We start from the raw sequence: 13,267 nt of genomic DNA, 5'->3' as shown, positions 1-13,267 counted from the left end.
CCAGACACAAAGCACCCAAGTCGCAGAAACGGCCATTCCCATGAGCAACGTCACCGCCTCCGACCCCCCCGCCTCTCAAGGCAAGACGCTGGTGGCCAAGGTAACGGACGCCCTCAGCGGCCAGATCGGCGCCGGGCATTACAAGCCTGGCGACCGCCTGCCTTCGGAAGCGCAGCTGACGCAGGAATTCGGCGTGAGCCGCACGGTCGTGCGCGAAGCGATCGCGGCGCTGCGCTCCGGCGGGCTTGTCGAGGCGCGGCACGGTATCGGTGTCTTCGTGCTGGAGCCTGCGCCTTCGACCCCGCTGCCGTTCCACGGCATCGATCTTGCGCGCGTCTCTTCGCTGATCGAAATGCTGGAACTGAGGACCGCCGTCGAAGGCGATGCCGCAGCGCTTGCCGCCCTTCGCCGTTCGCCGGCCCAGGAAGAAAAGATCGCCGAAGCGTTCGACAGTTTCTGCGAGAGCGCCGCGCAGGGGCGGCCGACGGCGGAGGCCGACTTCAACTTCCATCTGGCGATCGCCCAGGCGACCAACAACCCGCGCTTCAGCGAGTTCCTGCAGATGCTCGGCACGGCGCTCATTCCCCGCCGAGCGGTTTCGGAGAGCGGCGAGGAAACCGTGCTGGCGTCTGCGGAGCTGTCGCGATTGATCGCCGAGCACGAGGCGATCCTCATCGCCATCCAGGATGGAGACGAGGAGCAGGCGCGCAGCGCCATGCGCCAGCACCTCAAGAACAGCCAGGTGCGCTACCGCTCGATGTTGCGCGCGGCCCGCTGAGGGATCGCGTCACCAGCCCGCTCAGGCGCGGCCAAGCCGGCGTATGTTGCCCACGAGTTCGCCAGCCAGACGAAGCGCTGCCGCCGTCGCACCAGCCATCTGCGGCATGATCAGCCATTCCAGCGTCCAGGCGGCGCCGGAACGCTCCTGTTCGTGGATCAGCGCATGGTGCATGCCGGAAAGCTGGGTCGCGTTGAACCGCGCGAGCGCCACCAGAACTTCGGCTGCCACCGGGTTCTGCTTGTGCGGCATTGCCGAGGATCCGCCGCCACCCGCAAGCTCGATCTCGTCGCCCTGCTGCGCCATCAAGGCGATGTCCTGGCCGAACTTGCCGAGGCTGCCCGTGACCAGCGACAGGGCATTGGCAAAGTCCGCCACCTCCGAGCGCTGGCTGTGCCATTGCGGAAAGTCGGCGAGATCGAGTTCTTCGGCAAGCGTCGCGCGCACGTCGTCCGCCCGGTCACCGAGCTTCTCCAGCGTCCCGGCGGCGCCGCCGAACTGGACGGCGAAGAGATCGCGATCCATCGCTTCCAGCCGGTCCTTGTGATCGAGCAGCGGCTCGATCCAGCTGCGCAGCCGGTCCGACACGGTGATCGGGATCGCCGCCTGCATACGGGTGCGCCCCATCAGTCCGCGCTCGCCCCATTCGTTGTCGCACTCCTCGAGCACCGTGACGATGTTGCCGAGCCGGACGGCGAAAAGCTCGGCCACCGCCTTCATCCTGAGCATCAGGCTGGTGTCGATGACATCCTGGCTGGTGGCGCCGTAATGCACATAGTCTGCCGCCTCGCCGCCGACGATCAATCGCAACTGTCGCACGAGTTCCGGAACCACCACCCCGTCGGCCGTCACGGCCCGCCTCAGCGCGCTGACGTCGGGCGAAAAGGCGCGGCACGCCTCGGTGATCCGGTCGGCAGCCTTGGCCGGAATGATGCCGTGCACGGCCTCGGCCCGCGCAAGCGCCGCCTCGAAGGCGAGCATCGCATGGATATCGGCGGAAGCCGAGAACTCGGCGGCAACCGCCTCATCCCCCAGCAACCCGGAAAGATAAGGGTGGTCGAAGGCGGAATAGGTCATGATTTCCCCGTTTCTGGTCGCGGATGCGGCTCGCCGAACGAAATGCCACCTGCTGCCCTGAATGCCGCCCATGCGGCACTCCATGTCCAGGCGTGACATTCCTGTTCAGATGTCGAGGAAGACCGTTTCCTTCTCACCCTGCAGGTGAATGTCGAAGACATAATTAGGCGCCGTTCCGGTCGCGACAAGCGTCGCGACGCGATGGCGATGTTCGATGCGCGCAAGCAGCGGATCGGCAGCGTTGGCTGCCGCCTCGTCCGGGAAATACATTCGGGTGTGAAGGCCTATGTTGATGCCCCGCGCGACGATCCAGAAGGTGATGTGCGGCGCCATTTTCCGGTCGTGGCTGTAGGGAACCTGCCCCGGCTTGATGGTCTCGAAGGAAAAGACCCCGTCTTCGGCGCCCGTTGCGCAGCGCCCCCAGCCGGTGAAGTTTGCGTCCGCAGCACCGCGTATCTCGGTCGGCGAATTGTAGAGCCCGGCGGCATCCGCCTGCCAGATCTCGACGAGCGCGTCTTTCAACGGCGCGCCGGCGCCGTCGATCACCCGTCCGGTGATAGTAATGCGCTCGCCACGCGTCTCAGCGTTCACCATCCGCGATCCGAGGTCAGCCTCGTAGACGCCGGTGATGCCGCAGAAGTTCGGGGTGAGGCCGATATGCACGTAGGGACCGGCCGTTTGCGAGGGCGTCTCCTTGAGGTAGCCGAGTTGCTGAACCATCAGTTGCCCTCCAGCCGGTTCTCGAACAGTGTCGAGCGGCGTCCCCGCAGCACGATATCGAACTTGTAGGCCCGTGCGTCGAAGGGAATGGTGTTTGCCCAGTCGAGCGGGGCGATCAATTGTTCTACCGCCTGGCGGTCCGGGATGGTGTTGACGATCGGACACTTCCAGATCATCGGGTCGCCCTCGAAATACATCTGGGTAATCAGCCGCTGCGCGAAACCATGGCCGAAGACCGAGAAATGGATATGCGCCGGACGCCAGTCGTTGACGCCGTTCGGCCAGGGATAGGGACCGGGCTTGATCGTCCGGAAAGCGTAGCCCCCTTCCGCGTCGGTGATCGTGCGGCCGCAGCCGCCGAAGTTCGGATCGAGCGGCGCGAGATAGCTTTCCTTCTTGTGGCGGTAGCGGCCGCCGGCATTGGCCTGCCAGAATTCGAGCAGCGCCCCAGGCACGGCGCGACCGCGCTCGTCGAGCACGCGGCCATGCACGATGATGCGTTCGCCAATGGCGCTCTCACCGGGCTTGGCGAAATTGTGGATGAGGTCGTTGTCGAGTTCGCCGACGACCGAATGCCCGAAGACCGGGCCGGTAATTTCCGAAATCGTGCCGTCGAACGAAAGCAGCGCCTTTTGAGGCGAGCGCAGCACCGAGGTCTTGTAGCCCGGCGTCAGCGCCGGCGCATGCCATCCACGGTCGCGTGGGAAAAAGGCGCCCGTCTCCGGCTTTCCATTGGTTCTGTCGGACATCGCTTCCTCCCGTCAGGCCGCCGTGCCGGCATCGATCTCGGCAAAGACCTGCTTGGCGATCTTGATCGCGTGGTTGGCCGCTGGCACGCCGGCATAGATCGCCACGTGCAGCAGCGCCTCGCAGATATCCTCGCGGGTCGCACCGGTGTTGGCGGTCGCCCGCACATGCATAGCAACCTCGTCGTCCTGGCCGAGGGCTGCGAGCAACGCGATCGTCACGATCGAGCGCTCACGCGTCGTCCAGGTCGGCCGCGACCAGACATGGCCCCACGCCGCTTCGGTGATCAGCTCCTGGAAGGGGCGGTCGAATTCGGTAGAAACCGACTGCGTCCGATCCACGTGATTGTCGCCGAGCACCGCACGGCGCGTGGCCATGCCCTGGCGATAGCGATCGGAGGGCGCAGAAGCGTCACTCATGGGTCCTGTCTCCATGCATTGCAATTTCGAAGAAGGCGCGAAGCACCGCGGTCAAGGCTTCCGGGTTTTCGACGCAGGGAATGTGACCGGCGTCGCGGATGACTTCGTAGTGTGCGCCGGGAATGAGGCGGGCGGTCGCAAGCACGACATCCGGCCGGGTCGAGCCGTCCTGATCGCCGACGACGCAAAGCGTCGGCACGGCGATGCGGGCTGCCGCCTCGGTATAGTCGGCGTCGCGGATGGCGGCGCAGGTGGCGACGTATCCGGTTACAGGCTGGCGGACGAGCATGTTGCGATAGCCGGCATAGGCGATGTTTTCCGGGCGGCGAAACGCCGGCGTGAACCAGCGCTCGAGCACGCTATCGGCAATCGCCTCGATGCCGTGTTCCTCGACCGCTGCGATGCGTGCGGCCCAGGTCTCGGCGGTGCCGATCTTGTGCGCCGTGTCGCAAAGGACGAGCGCCCGAACCAGATCGGGCCGTCGCTGGTAGAGCGACTGCGCAATCAGGCCGCCGACCGAGAGGCCGCAGATGATCGCCTGCTTGACCGAGAGCATGTCGAGCAGGCCGGCAAGGTCGTTCGCATGGTCCTCGATCGCATAGGGTGTGGGCCCGATATCCGAGAGGCCATGGCCGCGTTTGTCGTAGAGGACGATGGCAAAATCGCCGGCAAGACGGACGATGACATCGCGCCAGATGCGAAAATCCGTGCCGAGCGAATTGGCGAAAACCAGCACCGGCCGGTCGCCGGTGGCGCCGATCACCTGATAGTGGATCGTAATGTCGTTGATACGGGCAAACTGCACGGGCTCTCTCCTCCGCCACCAAATTGGATATTTAATCTGGTTAGGTAAAATGATATTTCATGGCATTTCATTAACTTGAGGGTTATGAATTCCATGATCGACGCCCGGGTCAAGTTTCGCCATCTACAGACATTTGTCGAGGTCTCCCGGCAGAAGAGCGTGATGAAGGCGGCCGAGCTGCTGCATGTCAGCCAGCCGGCCGTGACCAAGACGATCCGCGAACTCGAAGAGGTGCTTGGCGTCGCGGTCTTCGAGCGCGACGGGCGCGGCATCAAGATAACACGCTATGGCGAGGTGTTCCTGCGCCACGCCGGTGCGGCGCTGACGGCGCTTCGGCAAGGGCTCGATTCGGTCTCGCAGGAACGGTCCGGCGACGGCGTTCCGGTCCGCATCGGAGCGCTGCCGACCGTCTCGACACGCATCATGCCGCACGCCATGACGCTGTTTCTCAAGGAGGAGACCGGCGCCCGCATCAAGATCGTCACCGGCGAGAATGCAGTCCTCCTCGAACAGCTGCGCGTCGGCGATCTCGATCTGGTCGTCGGGCGGCTTGCGGCACCGGAAAAGATGACCGGCTTTTCCTTCGAGCATCTCTATTCGGAACAGGTGGTCTTTGCCGTCAGGGCCGGACATCCGCTGCTTGCCGGCGCCCATTCCACCTTTGCGCGGCTCGCCGACTTCCCGGTCCTGATGCCGACACGCGCCTCGATCATCCGCCCCTTCGTCGAGCGCTTCCTGATCACAAATGGCATTGCCAGTCTGCCGAACCAGATCGAGACCGTGTCCGACGCCTTCGGCCGGGCCTTCGTGCGGGCGAGCGATGCGATCTGGATCATCTCCGCCGGCGTCGTCGCCGCCGATGTCGACGATGGCACGATCGCAATCCTGCCGATCGACACAAGCGAAACGAAAGGTCCTGTTGGCCTGACCATGCGCGCCGACGCGGTGCCGCCGCTCGCCCTTTCTCTGCTGATGCAGACTATCCGAGAGGCGGCGACAGCGGTCTCAGCCAAGCTCTAGCAGCGCCTGGCCGATCGACACCGCCTTTGCGATCATCTCGCACCGGCAACCGCTCCGACGTTGAGAATTCGGCTGCTGCTCAACAGGCCTGCGGCCTGCACCAGCGGATAACCGGCGGCTGCGATATCGGAATTGATCCGGTGGAGGTCGCGCACGATGAAGAGGGCATTGTCTCTCGCACCGGCCGCCGTCTCCACATGCTCGCCGCCGAGATGCCGGCGCACGATTTCATCTTCGAGTTCACGGAAGCGGTCCTTTTGGGCCGCGAGCCGCGATGCGGCCGCGACGTCGCGGGAGGAGAGGGCCGCAGGCAACAATCGCAACGAGGCCACGATCACCTCCGAGAGCGCCTCGATCGCCGCACGCTGGCTGACGGTGAACTGAATGTTCTGCTTGATTTTCGCCCTGATGCGATCGGCAAGGCTTAGCTTGATGACGTCGCCCGCATGTTCGAGATTGCTCGCAAACAACATGATCTCATGGGCTCTGCTCGTCTCTCCGGCCGGCAACCCGTCCTGTGTCAATTGGCCGAGATAGGCGTGCACCGACGCCATGTAATTGCCGAGCCGTGCATCCACGGGCAGCAGTTCCTTCAGATTTTCGAGCCTGCCGGCCTGTAACGACGTCAGCGCCATCCGGAACATGCGCTCCAGCAATTCGCTCATGCGGATCGTTTCGGTCGTTGCATTGCTGAGCGCGATTGCCGGCGTCTCCAGCGACATGCTGTCGAGATAGCGCGGAGACGTCAAGGGATCGCCAACGACCGGCGCTGGCGGGACAAGCCGTTCCACAAGGTTCACGACGAACGACGACAGCGGCAGGAACACGGCCGCAACGACCAGGTTGAAGGTGACGTGAAGACCGACCGCGACATGCAACGGATCGGTGGGTAGACGGCCGGCAATATCGACGATCTGCCGCGCGAAGGGCAGCAGCGACACGGCCAGAAGCCCGCGGCAGAAGAGATTGGCGACCGGAAGCTTGCGGGCAGATGGCGGCTGGTCGAGCGTGGCGCTGACCGCCGGAAGTCCGCCGCCGAAATTGATTCCGAGGATAAGCGGGACGGCGCCGGCGACTTCGAGGCTGCCGTTCATCAGGAGCGAGGCGACGAGCAGGATGACGGCAAGCGTCGAGTGGAACAGCCATGCAAGCATTGCACCGACGAGGAAGCCAAGCACGGGCTCCGTCGCGACCGCCTGCAGGACATCGTGGAAAAGGGTGGCTTCGCGCAGTGGCGCGGTCGCCGACACGATCACCTTCAAGGCCATCAGCATCAGCCCGAGGCCCATCAGGATGCGGCCGGCGTTACGCGGTCGGAATTCGCCGGACACGCTGAATGCGATGTATCCGGTCAGGAGAAACAGCGGAGCGAGCACGCCGGCAAGCGACGAGCCGGAGGCAAAGAGGCCGGAGACGAGCGCGGAGCCGATATCCGCCCCGAGCAGGACGGCGAGCCCGGTCTGGGCCGAAATCGCACCGGCGCCTGCAAGCCCGGCAACGATCAGCGCCATGGCCGTGGCGCTGCCGAGCACGGCGGTCGCAAGGACCCCGCCACCGAAGGCGGTAAGCCGGTTCGACAGGCGTTCTTCGACAAAGCGCTGCAGCCGGTCGCCCCAGCCGCGCATGACGCCAGTGCGCACCATGCGAACGCCCCACAGAAGCAGCGCCACGCCACCCAGAAGTTCCAGGATAACGAATGTGCCGGAGTTCATCTCATGCCCCTCGCCGCAAGTATCAGTCGGCGACGAAGTCGTCGGGTGCGACAGATCCGATGTTGTAGCCCTCCAGCTGCGCGGTCATGCTGCCGCGCCGCGGGAAATGCAGGATGGTCGCCGTCCCCGGCGTGACGGGGACGACGCGCGACGGGGGAAGATCGAGGAATTCGTGGCAGGCGGCGCGCACCACGCCACCATGGGCAACCACGAGCAGGTCCCCTTCGGTGCGCGACATCCAGTCATGCACGCCTTCGGCCACGCGGCCGCGAAAGGCGCCCCAGGTTTCGCCGTTGGCCGGCGTGAACGTACCGGCGCGCCATGCGGCATATTCTTCCGGCCGCTCGGCGATCAGATCCGGCTTGCGCCGTCCCGTCCATTCGCCCATGTCCAATTCGCGGAAGCGCTCGTCGGTCGGCGCGTCCGGGTGACCGATGAGGGCGACCGTCTGCCGGGTGCGGCCGAGATCGGAGGCGATAATGCGAACCGGCTTCAACGCCTTGGCGTAGGGGCGGAACCGCCTCACCTGCGCGACCCCGCGCTCGGACAGGAGCGAGTTGTCCTGTCCCTGGAGGCGTTGTTCGGCGTTCCACTGGGTTTCGCCGTGGCGCATGAGGATGAGCCTCATTGTTGGATCCTTTCTCCGGTGGCGGCGAAAACCGCATCGGGGGTGCGAATGAAGGAAAGGGGGATCGGCTCCCCCGGTGTGGCGGTGAAGTAGCTGTCGGCCATGGCCGTAACGCGCAGGCCGCCGACCATGGCGGTCACCATGGTTCGGCCCGCGATCGGTGCTGCTTCGGCAAAGCGGGCCATAAGCGACGGTGCTCCGGCGACCGCGCCGACGCTGACGTCTTCGGCACGGTAGAGCAGTTGCGCATCGTCGCGGCCGGCCGCCACGGAAGCCGGCGCGAGCACCATATCGCCGAAGACGAGGCCGTCGCCGGCGCGGTGCACCGGTATCAGGTTTGCCGGCGGCGTGCCGAGGAAGGTCGCAACGAAGGTGGTCTGCGGATTGCGCAGGAGATCGATCGGCTTGCCAAACTGTTCGACGCGGCCGTTGTTGAGCACGGCGACATGGGTCGCCATGGTCATCGCCTCGACCTGGTCGTGCGTGACGTAGACCGATGTCGCCCCCGTCGCCCGGTGGATGCGCATCAGCTCGCTGCGCATCTCGATGCGCAGCTTGGCATCGAGGTTCGACAGCGGCTCGTCGAACAAAAGAATGCTCGGCTGTGGCGCGATCGTGCGGGCGATCGCCACGCGCTGCTGCTGGCCGCCGGAGATCTCGGCCGGATACCGTTCGGCAAGCGTGTCGATGCCGAGAAGCGAAAGCACTTCCCGCACACGCTGCTCGCGCTTGTCGCGCGGCCATCTGGCGACTTTCAGCGGCCAGGCGATGTTGCCGGCGACCGTCATGTGCGGCCAGAGCGCATAGCTCTGGAACACGAGCCCGGCGTTGCGCTTGCCGGCGTCGGCAATGACGCCGCCCGCGCCGCTCGATACGGTCTGCCCGACGAAGGCGATTTCGCCTTCGCTCGGGCTTTCAAGCCCGGCCAGCATGCGCAGAAGGGTCGACTTGCCGCAACCCGAGGGGCCGACGAGCACGAGAAAGGACCCCGCCGGTACCGAGATGTTGACGTCCTTGACGGCGGTAAAGGCGCCAAAGCGTTTGACGAGGCTGCGGATCTTGATGGCGTCCGCAGTGCCGGTTGCTAAAGCATTCATGGTGCTTTCCATTTCTGGACACGGTTCTGCAGGCTGTGGGCCACGAAGGAGGCAGCCAGGCAGACGACGAGGATGACGAGGGTGATGGCATTGGCGAACTGCAGGAAGCCTTCCGCAGCATAGCGATAGGCGACCATGCTCAAGACCGGCGAGGTGGCGGTGAACAGCAGCACGACCAGCGAGAGATCCCGCACCATCTTGACGAAGACGAGGATCGCGCCGGCAAAGAGGCCCCGGATCGCGAGGGGAAAGATGATCGCGAACAGGCGACGGATCAGTCCCGCACCCGTCAGCCGGGCGCTTTCCTCGATGTCGGCGGAGATCTGGCCGAGCACCGACCGCCCCGACTGCACGGCAAAGGGCAGATTGTGCGCCGATGCCGCGATGACCAGCAGGGCGAAGGTGCCGTAGAGCGAAGGCAGCGGCCCGATCGGCGCGCCGAAGAGCGCGATATAGGCCGCGGCAAAGGCGATGCTCGGCACCAGAAGCGGCAGGAAGGCGAGCTGGCTCAGCAGCGTCGCGAGCAGGCTGCCGCGGCGCTGGACGATGGTATAGGCCAGCCCAAGACCGAGCAGCATCGTGGTGAAGGCGACGACCAGCCCGAGACGGATCGTGTTCCAGATCACGTCGATCAGCACCGGATTGCGGAAGATACCCGCCTGCCCCTGCGCCATCTCGCCGCCACCTTCGCCGATCCAGAAGTGCAGCGTCCAGTTGGAAAACAGCGCGCCGCTCTGCGGTGCCAGGCTCGACGCGGCCAGCACGAGGACCGGCAGCACCGTGGTCAGAAACCCGATGATGACGGCGATGGCAAAGAGTGGCCAGCGCCAGGCGCCAAGCGGGAAGCGTTTGGTCCGCCCGCCTTTGCCGGTCACCGTGATGAAGGCCTTGCGACCGGAGACGATACGATCGGAGAGCCACAGGAACAGTGCCGACACTGCAATGAGCAGCAGCGCAAGCACGAAGCCGCGTTCGTTCTGCCCGGTCTCGATCATGCCGAAGAGACGGGTAGAAAGCGTCTGCATCCGCACCGGCAGGCCGAGCAAAGCGGGTGCCGCGAAATTGGCGACGGCACCGGCGAAGGTCAGCGATGCCGCGGCAATCAGCGCCGGCGTGACCACCGGCAGGATGATGCCGAAGAAGATGCGCGGGCGCTTGGCGCCGGCCATCTGGCCTGCCTCGACGAGATCGGCGCCGACCGAACTCAAGGCCGCGGCGATGATCGTATAGGCGAGCGAATAATAGTGCGCGATCAGCACGATCGCCGTCGGGATGAGCCCCCAGGCGAGCCAGTCGGGAATGGCAAGGCCGCTGGTCTCGAAGAAGCCGGCCGAACCGCCGAGACGCGAGTTGCGAAACAGCGTGCCCCAGGCAAGGGCTGCGGCAAAGCTCGGGATCATGTAGGGCAGCGACGCCATCAGGCCGAGGAAGCGCCGGCCCGGCACGTCCGTCAGCACCACAAGCCAGGCAAGGAAGCCGCCGATGAGCAGGCAGCCGGCGCCGACGCTGAAGCCGAGGATCATGGTATTGAGGAGCGGCCGCCACCAGAGGTTGGCCGAGAGCGGGCTGGCGAGCACGGCCTTCCAGGCCGCGATGCCCTCAGGCGTCAGCGTCGTGAAGAGGATGCGCAAGAGCGGAGCGACGACCAGGATCGCGACGATGGCGACGAGAATTGCCGGCAAGAGGAAGCCCGATCGGAGCAGCCGGCTGCCCGATGGTGCGGATATTGATAGGGATGTCATGTCAGAGCCTCGGCGTCTGTCGGCACGCGTTTTTGGAAAAGCGTGCCGACAGACGGTTTCCGTTACTGGAGCGTGATGATCAGGTCGGCAATGCGCCCGCGCGCGGCGGCCGTCTTTGCCGGGTCGATCGTCCAGGCCTTTAAGTCATCGAGCTTCACCGAGTCCGGATGGTGGGCGATGGTCTTGCGGGTCGCGTAGTCGCCGGGAACGTTGAAGGGCTCGAAGCCCGCCCCGCCGGTCGGCGTATCGTCGCCGAACATGAAGTCGATCAGCAACCGAGCGGCCGCCGGATGCGGCGCCTTGTCGGCGACCGTCAGTACCGCCGGAAACAGGATGCCGTTGGCCGGCTCGACATTGTTGGCGATCTGCAGCGCCCAGCCCTCCTTCTCGTTGTCACGACGGTCGGAATAGGTGCCGAAACCGACCGGCGGGCTCTTGGCGTTGACGTCACCCACTGACTTGTTGAGCACGTCGCTGTTGGGAACCAGGATCAGGTCGTTGGCGAAGAGGTCCTTGATGAACTGCTCACCGGCGCCCTGAAGATCACCTTCAACTTCGATATCCTTGCCGAAATGCGCCTTGTAGGCGGCGGCCATTTCGTCCGGATGCAGCGCGATCTCGGTCAGGAGATCGAGCAGTTCGCCACGCTGGCTCGGATCGACCATCAGCACCCTTCCCTGCCATTCCGGCTGGGTGAGCTGCCAGAGATTACTGACGGGCGAACCATCAGGAAACGCCTTCTCGTTGTACATCAGCACCTTCGTCGAGAGGCGCTGGGTCAGGAGCGGCGCCTTGTAGCGATCCTCCAGTTCGTTCGCGACCCGCGGCGGCACATAGTTCACGATCCGCTTCCCCTCCAGAAGCTTGGTGAACACGACAGGTGTGTCTGCAATATAGAGCACGTCGACAGCATGCACGCCGGCCTGTTGTTCCGCTTCGACACGCGCGATCTGCTTGGTCGAACTCATGTCGAGGCCGATGAGGTCGATGCCCGGATAGGTCTCTTCGAAGGCCTTCTCGATCTTGGCTATGCGGCTCGACAACGAGAAGACTGTAACGCTTCCCTCCTTCTGTGCGAGCGGCAGCAGTTGCTGCGGCGTCAGCCCGTCGAGATCGGACGCCATCGTCAAGGATGGCAGTGCAAAGCATGCGGCAAGTGCGGCACTGGTCAGTTTTTTCAGCATTTCGTTCTCCTCCCTTTATAGTTCCCCGCTAGAGCATTCTGCCTTCAAGTGGGATCACTTGCGGGCGGAAAGATGCTCTAGAATCAAAGTATTAGAACGTCCCTTGTGCGTTCTTGTGAACGCAGGCGCTCTAGTCGAAGTCGTTGAACAACTCCGACAGCTTCTCCAGCCTGCCGATCACCTGCCCCTGGTGGCGGCCGGCGATCGTCAGCACGATGGCGTTGACGATCGCAAACGGGATCGTCGGCGTCTGAAATTCGCTGCCCGAGCGTCCCCTCGGCGCTGCAAGCATCAGATCGGCAGCGGGCTCCATCAGCGGCCCGACCAGATCGGAAACGAGGATCGAGGGCGCACCGACCCGTGTCGCATGCCGCATCAGCGGGGCGTAGCTTTGCGGCTGTTTGCGAAAGGCAAGCGCCACGATGAGGTCGCCTGCCTCCATGCTGACCAAGCGCTCGGCGATGTCCCGGCCGCGCCCCGTCAGCTGGATCGTGGTCATGCCGAAGCGATCGAGGCGACGCTGCAGGAAGCCGGCCACGGATTGCGCATGCCCCTGCCCGAAGATGAAGACGCGACGTGCGGAAAAAATCATGTCCGCGGCCCTGTCGATATCCGTCTGCTCGACGGACCGGGCGAGCGTTTCGAGCGCGCTGATCTCGGCCGCAATCAGATCGGTCAGGTAGTCGCCATGCTCGACCTTCGAGACCGAGCGGCGCATGCGGTTGGCCGCGTCCTGATCGTCCAGCACCTCGCGCTGCAGCTGCGCGCGAAGGTCCGGAAAGCCCTTGTAGCCGAGCTTCTGCGCCAGCCGGGTGGCGGTGGCCTCATGAACGGAGGCGCGCTGGGAAAGCTGCGGGCCCGACAGGAACGCGGCCTCCGCCCGGTTTTCCAGCATGGTGGTGATCAGCTTCTGATCCGCATCGGTAAGCCGCCTGGAATGCGTCTTAATGCGATCGAGTATCGTCATGACGTCCCCGCAAGTTCATTTGCAGGATCCATCGTTCCTGCAATTTTCCGTGCCGTCAATAATGGCAATGCAAGAATCTTTGCAAGGGTCTGCAATGGGTGATGCCTCCTGTCTGTAGATGGGGTCCCGGCCCTGCAGGTTACCGGCTAGACGCCCCAACAAACCTACCTGCGCGTGCTCCATGCAGGACAACCTGCAACCTGTGCGTTTGCCCAACAGATTCTTTGCAAAGCACCGCAAACCGATGCCGCCGGCCGTGATTGCGCCGGACGAGCTAAGTCCCTCGAACGATTGCTCCTCCGATTTCGGCGCTCTCTCCACGCAACCCACACACGGCCTCAACGAATCCTGTGCCTGCCGGTTGCACCGCT

At 64.5% G+C, this 13,267-nt stretch carries 13 protein-coding genes; 2 read left to right on the top strand and 11 right to left on the bottom strand.

Annotated elements, in window-relative coordinates; translation table 11 throughout:
- Positions 1-40: 40 nt before the first annotated feature.
- Positions 41-778, top strand: a complete 738-nt coding sequence (locus IB272_RS31575) for a FadR/GntR family transcriptional regulator (RefSeq protein WP_060529792.1) — start codon at positions 41-43, stop codon at positions 776-778.
- Positions 779-799: 21 nt separating this feature from the next.
- On the opposite strand, the gene IB272_RS31570 is transcribed toward IB272_RS31575, so the two are convergent.
- From IB272_RS31570 to pcaD, 5 genes are all read right to left on the bottom strand, one after another.
- A complete protein-coding gene (locus IB272_RS31570) occupies positions 800-1,855 on the bottom strand; it encodes a 3-carboxy-cis,cis-muconate cycloisomerase (protein WP_192445740.1) in 1,056 nt (351 codons plus the stop codon).
- 105 nt (positions 1,856-1,960) lie between these two features.
- Positions 1,961-2,575 (bottom strand): protocatechuate 3,4-dioxygenase subunit alpha, encoded by a 615-nt coding sequence (gene pcaG, locus IB272_RS31565; RefSeq protein ID WP_060584555.1) that lies wholly within the window; start codon positions 2,573-2,575, stop codon positions 1,961-1,963.
- Positions 2,575-3,324: a protocatechuate 3,4-dioxygenase subunit beta gene (gene pcaH, locus IB272_RS31560; protein ID WP_060609941.1), complete on the bottom strand. Its 750-nt coding sequence runs from the start codon at positions 3,322-3,324 to the stop codon at positions 2,575-2,577. Before pcaH ends, pcaG begins: the two co-directional genes overlap by 1 nt.
- Positions 3,325-3,336: 12 nt before the next feature.
- Positions 3,337-3,741, bottom strand: a complete 405-nt coding sequence (gene pcaC, locus IB272_RS31555; RefSeq protein ID WP_060609944.1) for a 4-carboxymuconolactone decarboxylase — start codon at positions 3,739-3,741, stop codon at positions 3,337-3,339.
- On the bottom strand, positions 3,734-4,546 hold the full coding sequence (gene pcaD / locus IB272_RS31550; RefSeq protein WP_192445739.1) for a 3-oxoadipate enol-lactonase: 813 nt from the start codon (positions 4,544-4,546) through the stop codon (positions 3,734-3,736). Before pcaD ends, pcaC begins: the two co-directional genes overlap by 8 nt.
- Before the next feature lie 93 nt (positions 4,547-4,639).
- On the opposite strand from pcaD, the gene pcaQ reads away from it, so the two are divergent.
- Positions 4,640-5,566, top strand: a complete 927-nt coding sequence (gene pcaQ / locus IB272_RS31545; RefSeq protein WP_034801846.1) for a pca operon transcription factor PcaQ — start codon at positions 4,640-4,642, stop codon at positions 5,564-5,566.
- A gap of 32 nt (positions 5,567-5,598) precedes the next feature.
- Here the strand turns inward: pcaQ and IB272_RS31540 are convergent, their stop codons facing one another.
- From IB272_RS31540 to IB272_RS31515, 6 genes are all read right to left on the bottom strand, one after another.
- The gene (locus tag IB272_RS31540) at positions 5,599-7,278 is read right to left on the bottom strand and encodes a Na/Pi cotransporter family protein (RefSeq protein ID WP_192445738.1); all 1,680 of its coding nucleotides are present in this window, start codon (positions 7,276-7,278) and stop codon (positions 5,599-5,601) included.
- Between the two features lie 22 nt (positions 7,279-7,300).
- Positions 7,301-7,906 carry a histidine phosphatase family protein gene (locus IB272_RS31535; RefSeq protein WP_034801808.1) on the bottom strand — a complete coding sequence of 202 codons (606 nt, stop codon included), beginning with the start codon at positions 7,904-7,906 and terminating at the stop codon, positions 7,301-7,303.
- Positions 7,903-9,003: an ABC transporter ATP-binding protein gene (locus IB272_RS31530; RefSeq protein ID WP_060520903.1), complete on the bottom strand. Its 1,101-nt coding sequence runs from the start codon at positions 9,001-9,003 to the stop codon at positions 7,903-7,905. Before IB272_RS31530 ends, IB272_RS31535 begins: the two co-directional genes overlap by 4 nt.
- Positions 9,000-10,745: an iron ABC transporter permease gene (locus IB272_RS31525; protein WP_192445737.1), complete on the bottom strand. Its 1,746-nt coding sequence runs from the start codon at positions 10,743-10,745 to the stop codon at positions 9,000-9,002. The genes IB272_RS31530 and IB272_RS31525 overlap by 4 nt, the downstream gene beginning before the upstream one ends.
- A gap of 62 nt (positions 10,746-10,807) precedes the next feature.
- The gene (locus tag IB272_RS31520; protein ID WP_060529786.1) at positions 10,808-11,929 is read right to left on the bottom strand and encodes an ABC transporter substrate-binding protein; all 1,122 of its coding nucleotides are present in this window, start codon (positions 11,927-11,929) and stop codon (positions 10,808-10,810) included.
- A 130-nt stretch (positions 11,930-12,059) separates the two neighbouring features.
- Positions 12,060-12,896 carry a MurR/RpiR family transcriptional regulator gene (locus IB272_RS31515; RefSeq protein ID WP_063891251.1) on the bottom strand — a complete coding sequence of 279 codons (837 nt, stop codon included), beginning with the start codon at positions 12,894-12,896 and terminating at the stop codon, positions 12,060-12,062.
- Positions 12,897-13,267: the final 371 nt, after the last annotated feature.

This window comes from Ensifer sp. ENS08, assembly GCF_014852195.1.
In the GTDB taxonomy this organism is placed as follows: Bacteria; Pseudomonadota; Alphaproteobacteria; order Rhizobiales; family Rhizobiaceae; genus Ensifer; species Ensifer adhaerens.
Note: the sequence above shows the minus strand (reverse complement) of the source record. Positions and strands in the feature narration are given on the sequence as shown.

Excerpts from the sequence above, each read along its gene's own strand:
- IB272_RS31575 (WP_060529792.1), top strand. The coding sequence starts at position 41 with ATGAGCAACGTCACCGCCTCCGACCCCCCCGCCTCTCAAGGCAAGACG.
- IB272_RS31570 (WP_192445740.1), bottom strand. The coding sequence starts at position 1,855 with ATGACCTATTCCGCCTTCGACCACCCTTATCTTTCCGGGTTGCTGGGG.
- pcaG (WP_060584555.1), bottom strand. The coding sequence starts at position 2,575 with ATGGTTCAGCAACTCGGCTACCTCAAGGAGACGCCCTCGCAAACGGCC.
- pcaH (WP_060609941.1), bottom strand. The coding sequence starts at position 3,324 with ATGTCCGACAGAACCAATGGAAAGCCGGAGACGGGCGCCTTTTTCCCA.
- pcaC (WP_060609944.1), bottom strand. The coding sequence starts at position 3,741 with ATGAGTGACGCTTCTGCGCCCTCCGATCGCTATCGCCAGGGCATGGCC.
- pcaQ (WP_034801846.1), top strand. The coding sequence starts at position 4,640 with ATGATCGACGCCCGGGTCAAGTTTCGCCATCTACAGACATTTGTCGAG.
- IB272_RS31540 (WP_192445738.1), bottom strand. The coding sequence starts at position 7,278 with ATGAACTCCGGCACATTCGTTATCCTGGAACTTCTGGGTGGCGTGGCG.
- IB272_RS31535 (WP_034801808.1), bottom strand. The coding sequence starts at position 7,906 with ATGAGGCTCATCCTCATGCGCCACGGCGAAACCCAGTGGAACGCCGAA.
- IB272_RS31530 (WP_060520903.1), bottom strand. The coding sequence starts at position 9,003 with ATGAATGCTTTAGCAACCGGCACTGCGGACGCCATCAAGATCCGCAGC.
- IB272_RS31525 (WP_192445737.1), bottom strand. The coding sequence starts at position 10,745 with ATGACATCCCTATCAATATCCGCACCATCGGGCAGCCGGCTGCTCCGA.
- IB272_RS31520 (WP_060529786.1), bottom strand. The coding sequence starts at position 11,929 with ATGCTGAAAAAACTGACCAGTGCCGCACTTGCCGCATGCTTTGCACTG.
- IB272_RS31515 (WP_063891251.1), bottom strand. The coding sequence starts at position 12,896 with ATGACGATACTCGATCGCATTAAGACGCATTCCAGGCGGCTTACCGAT.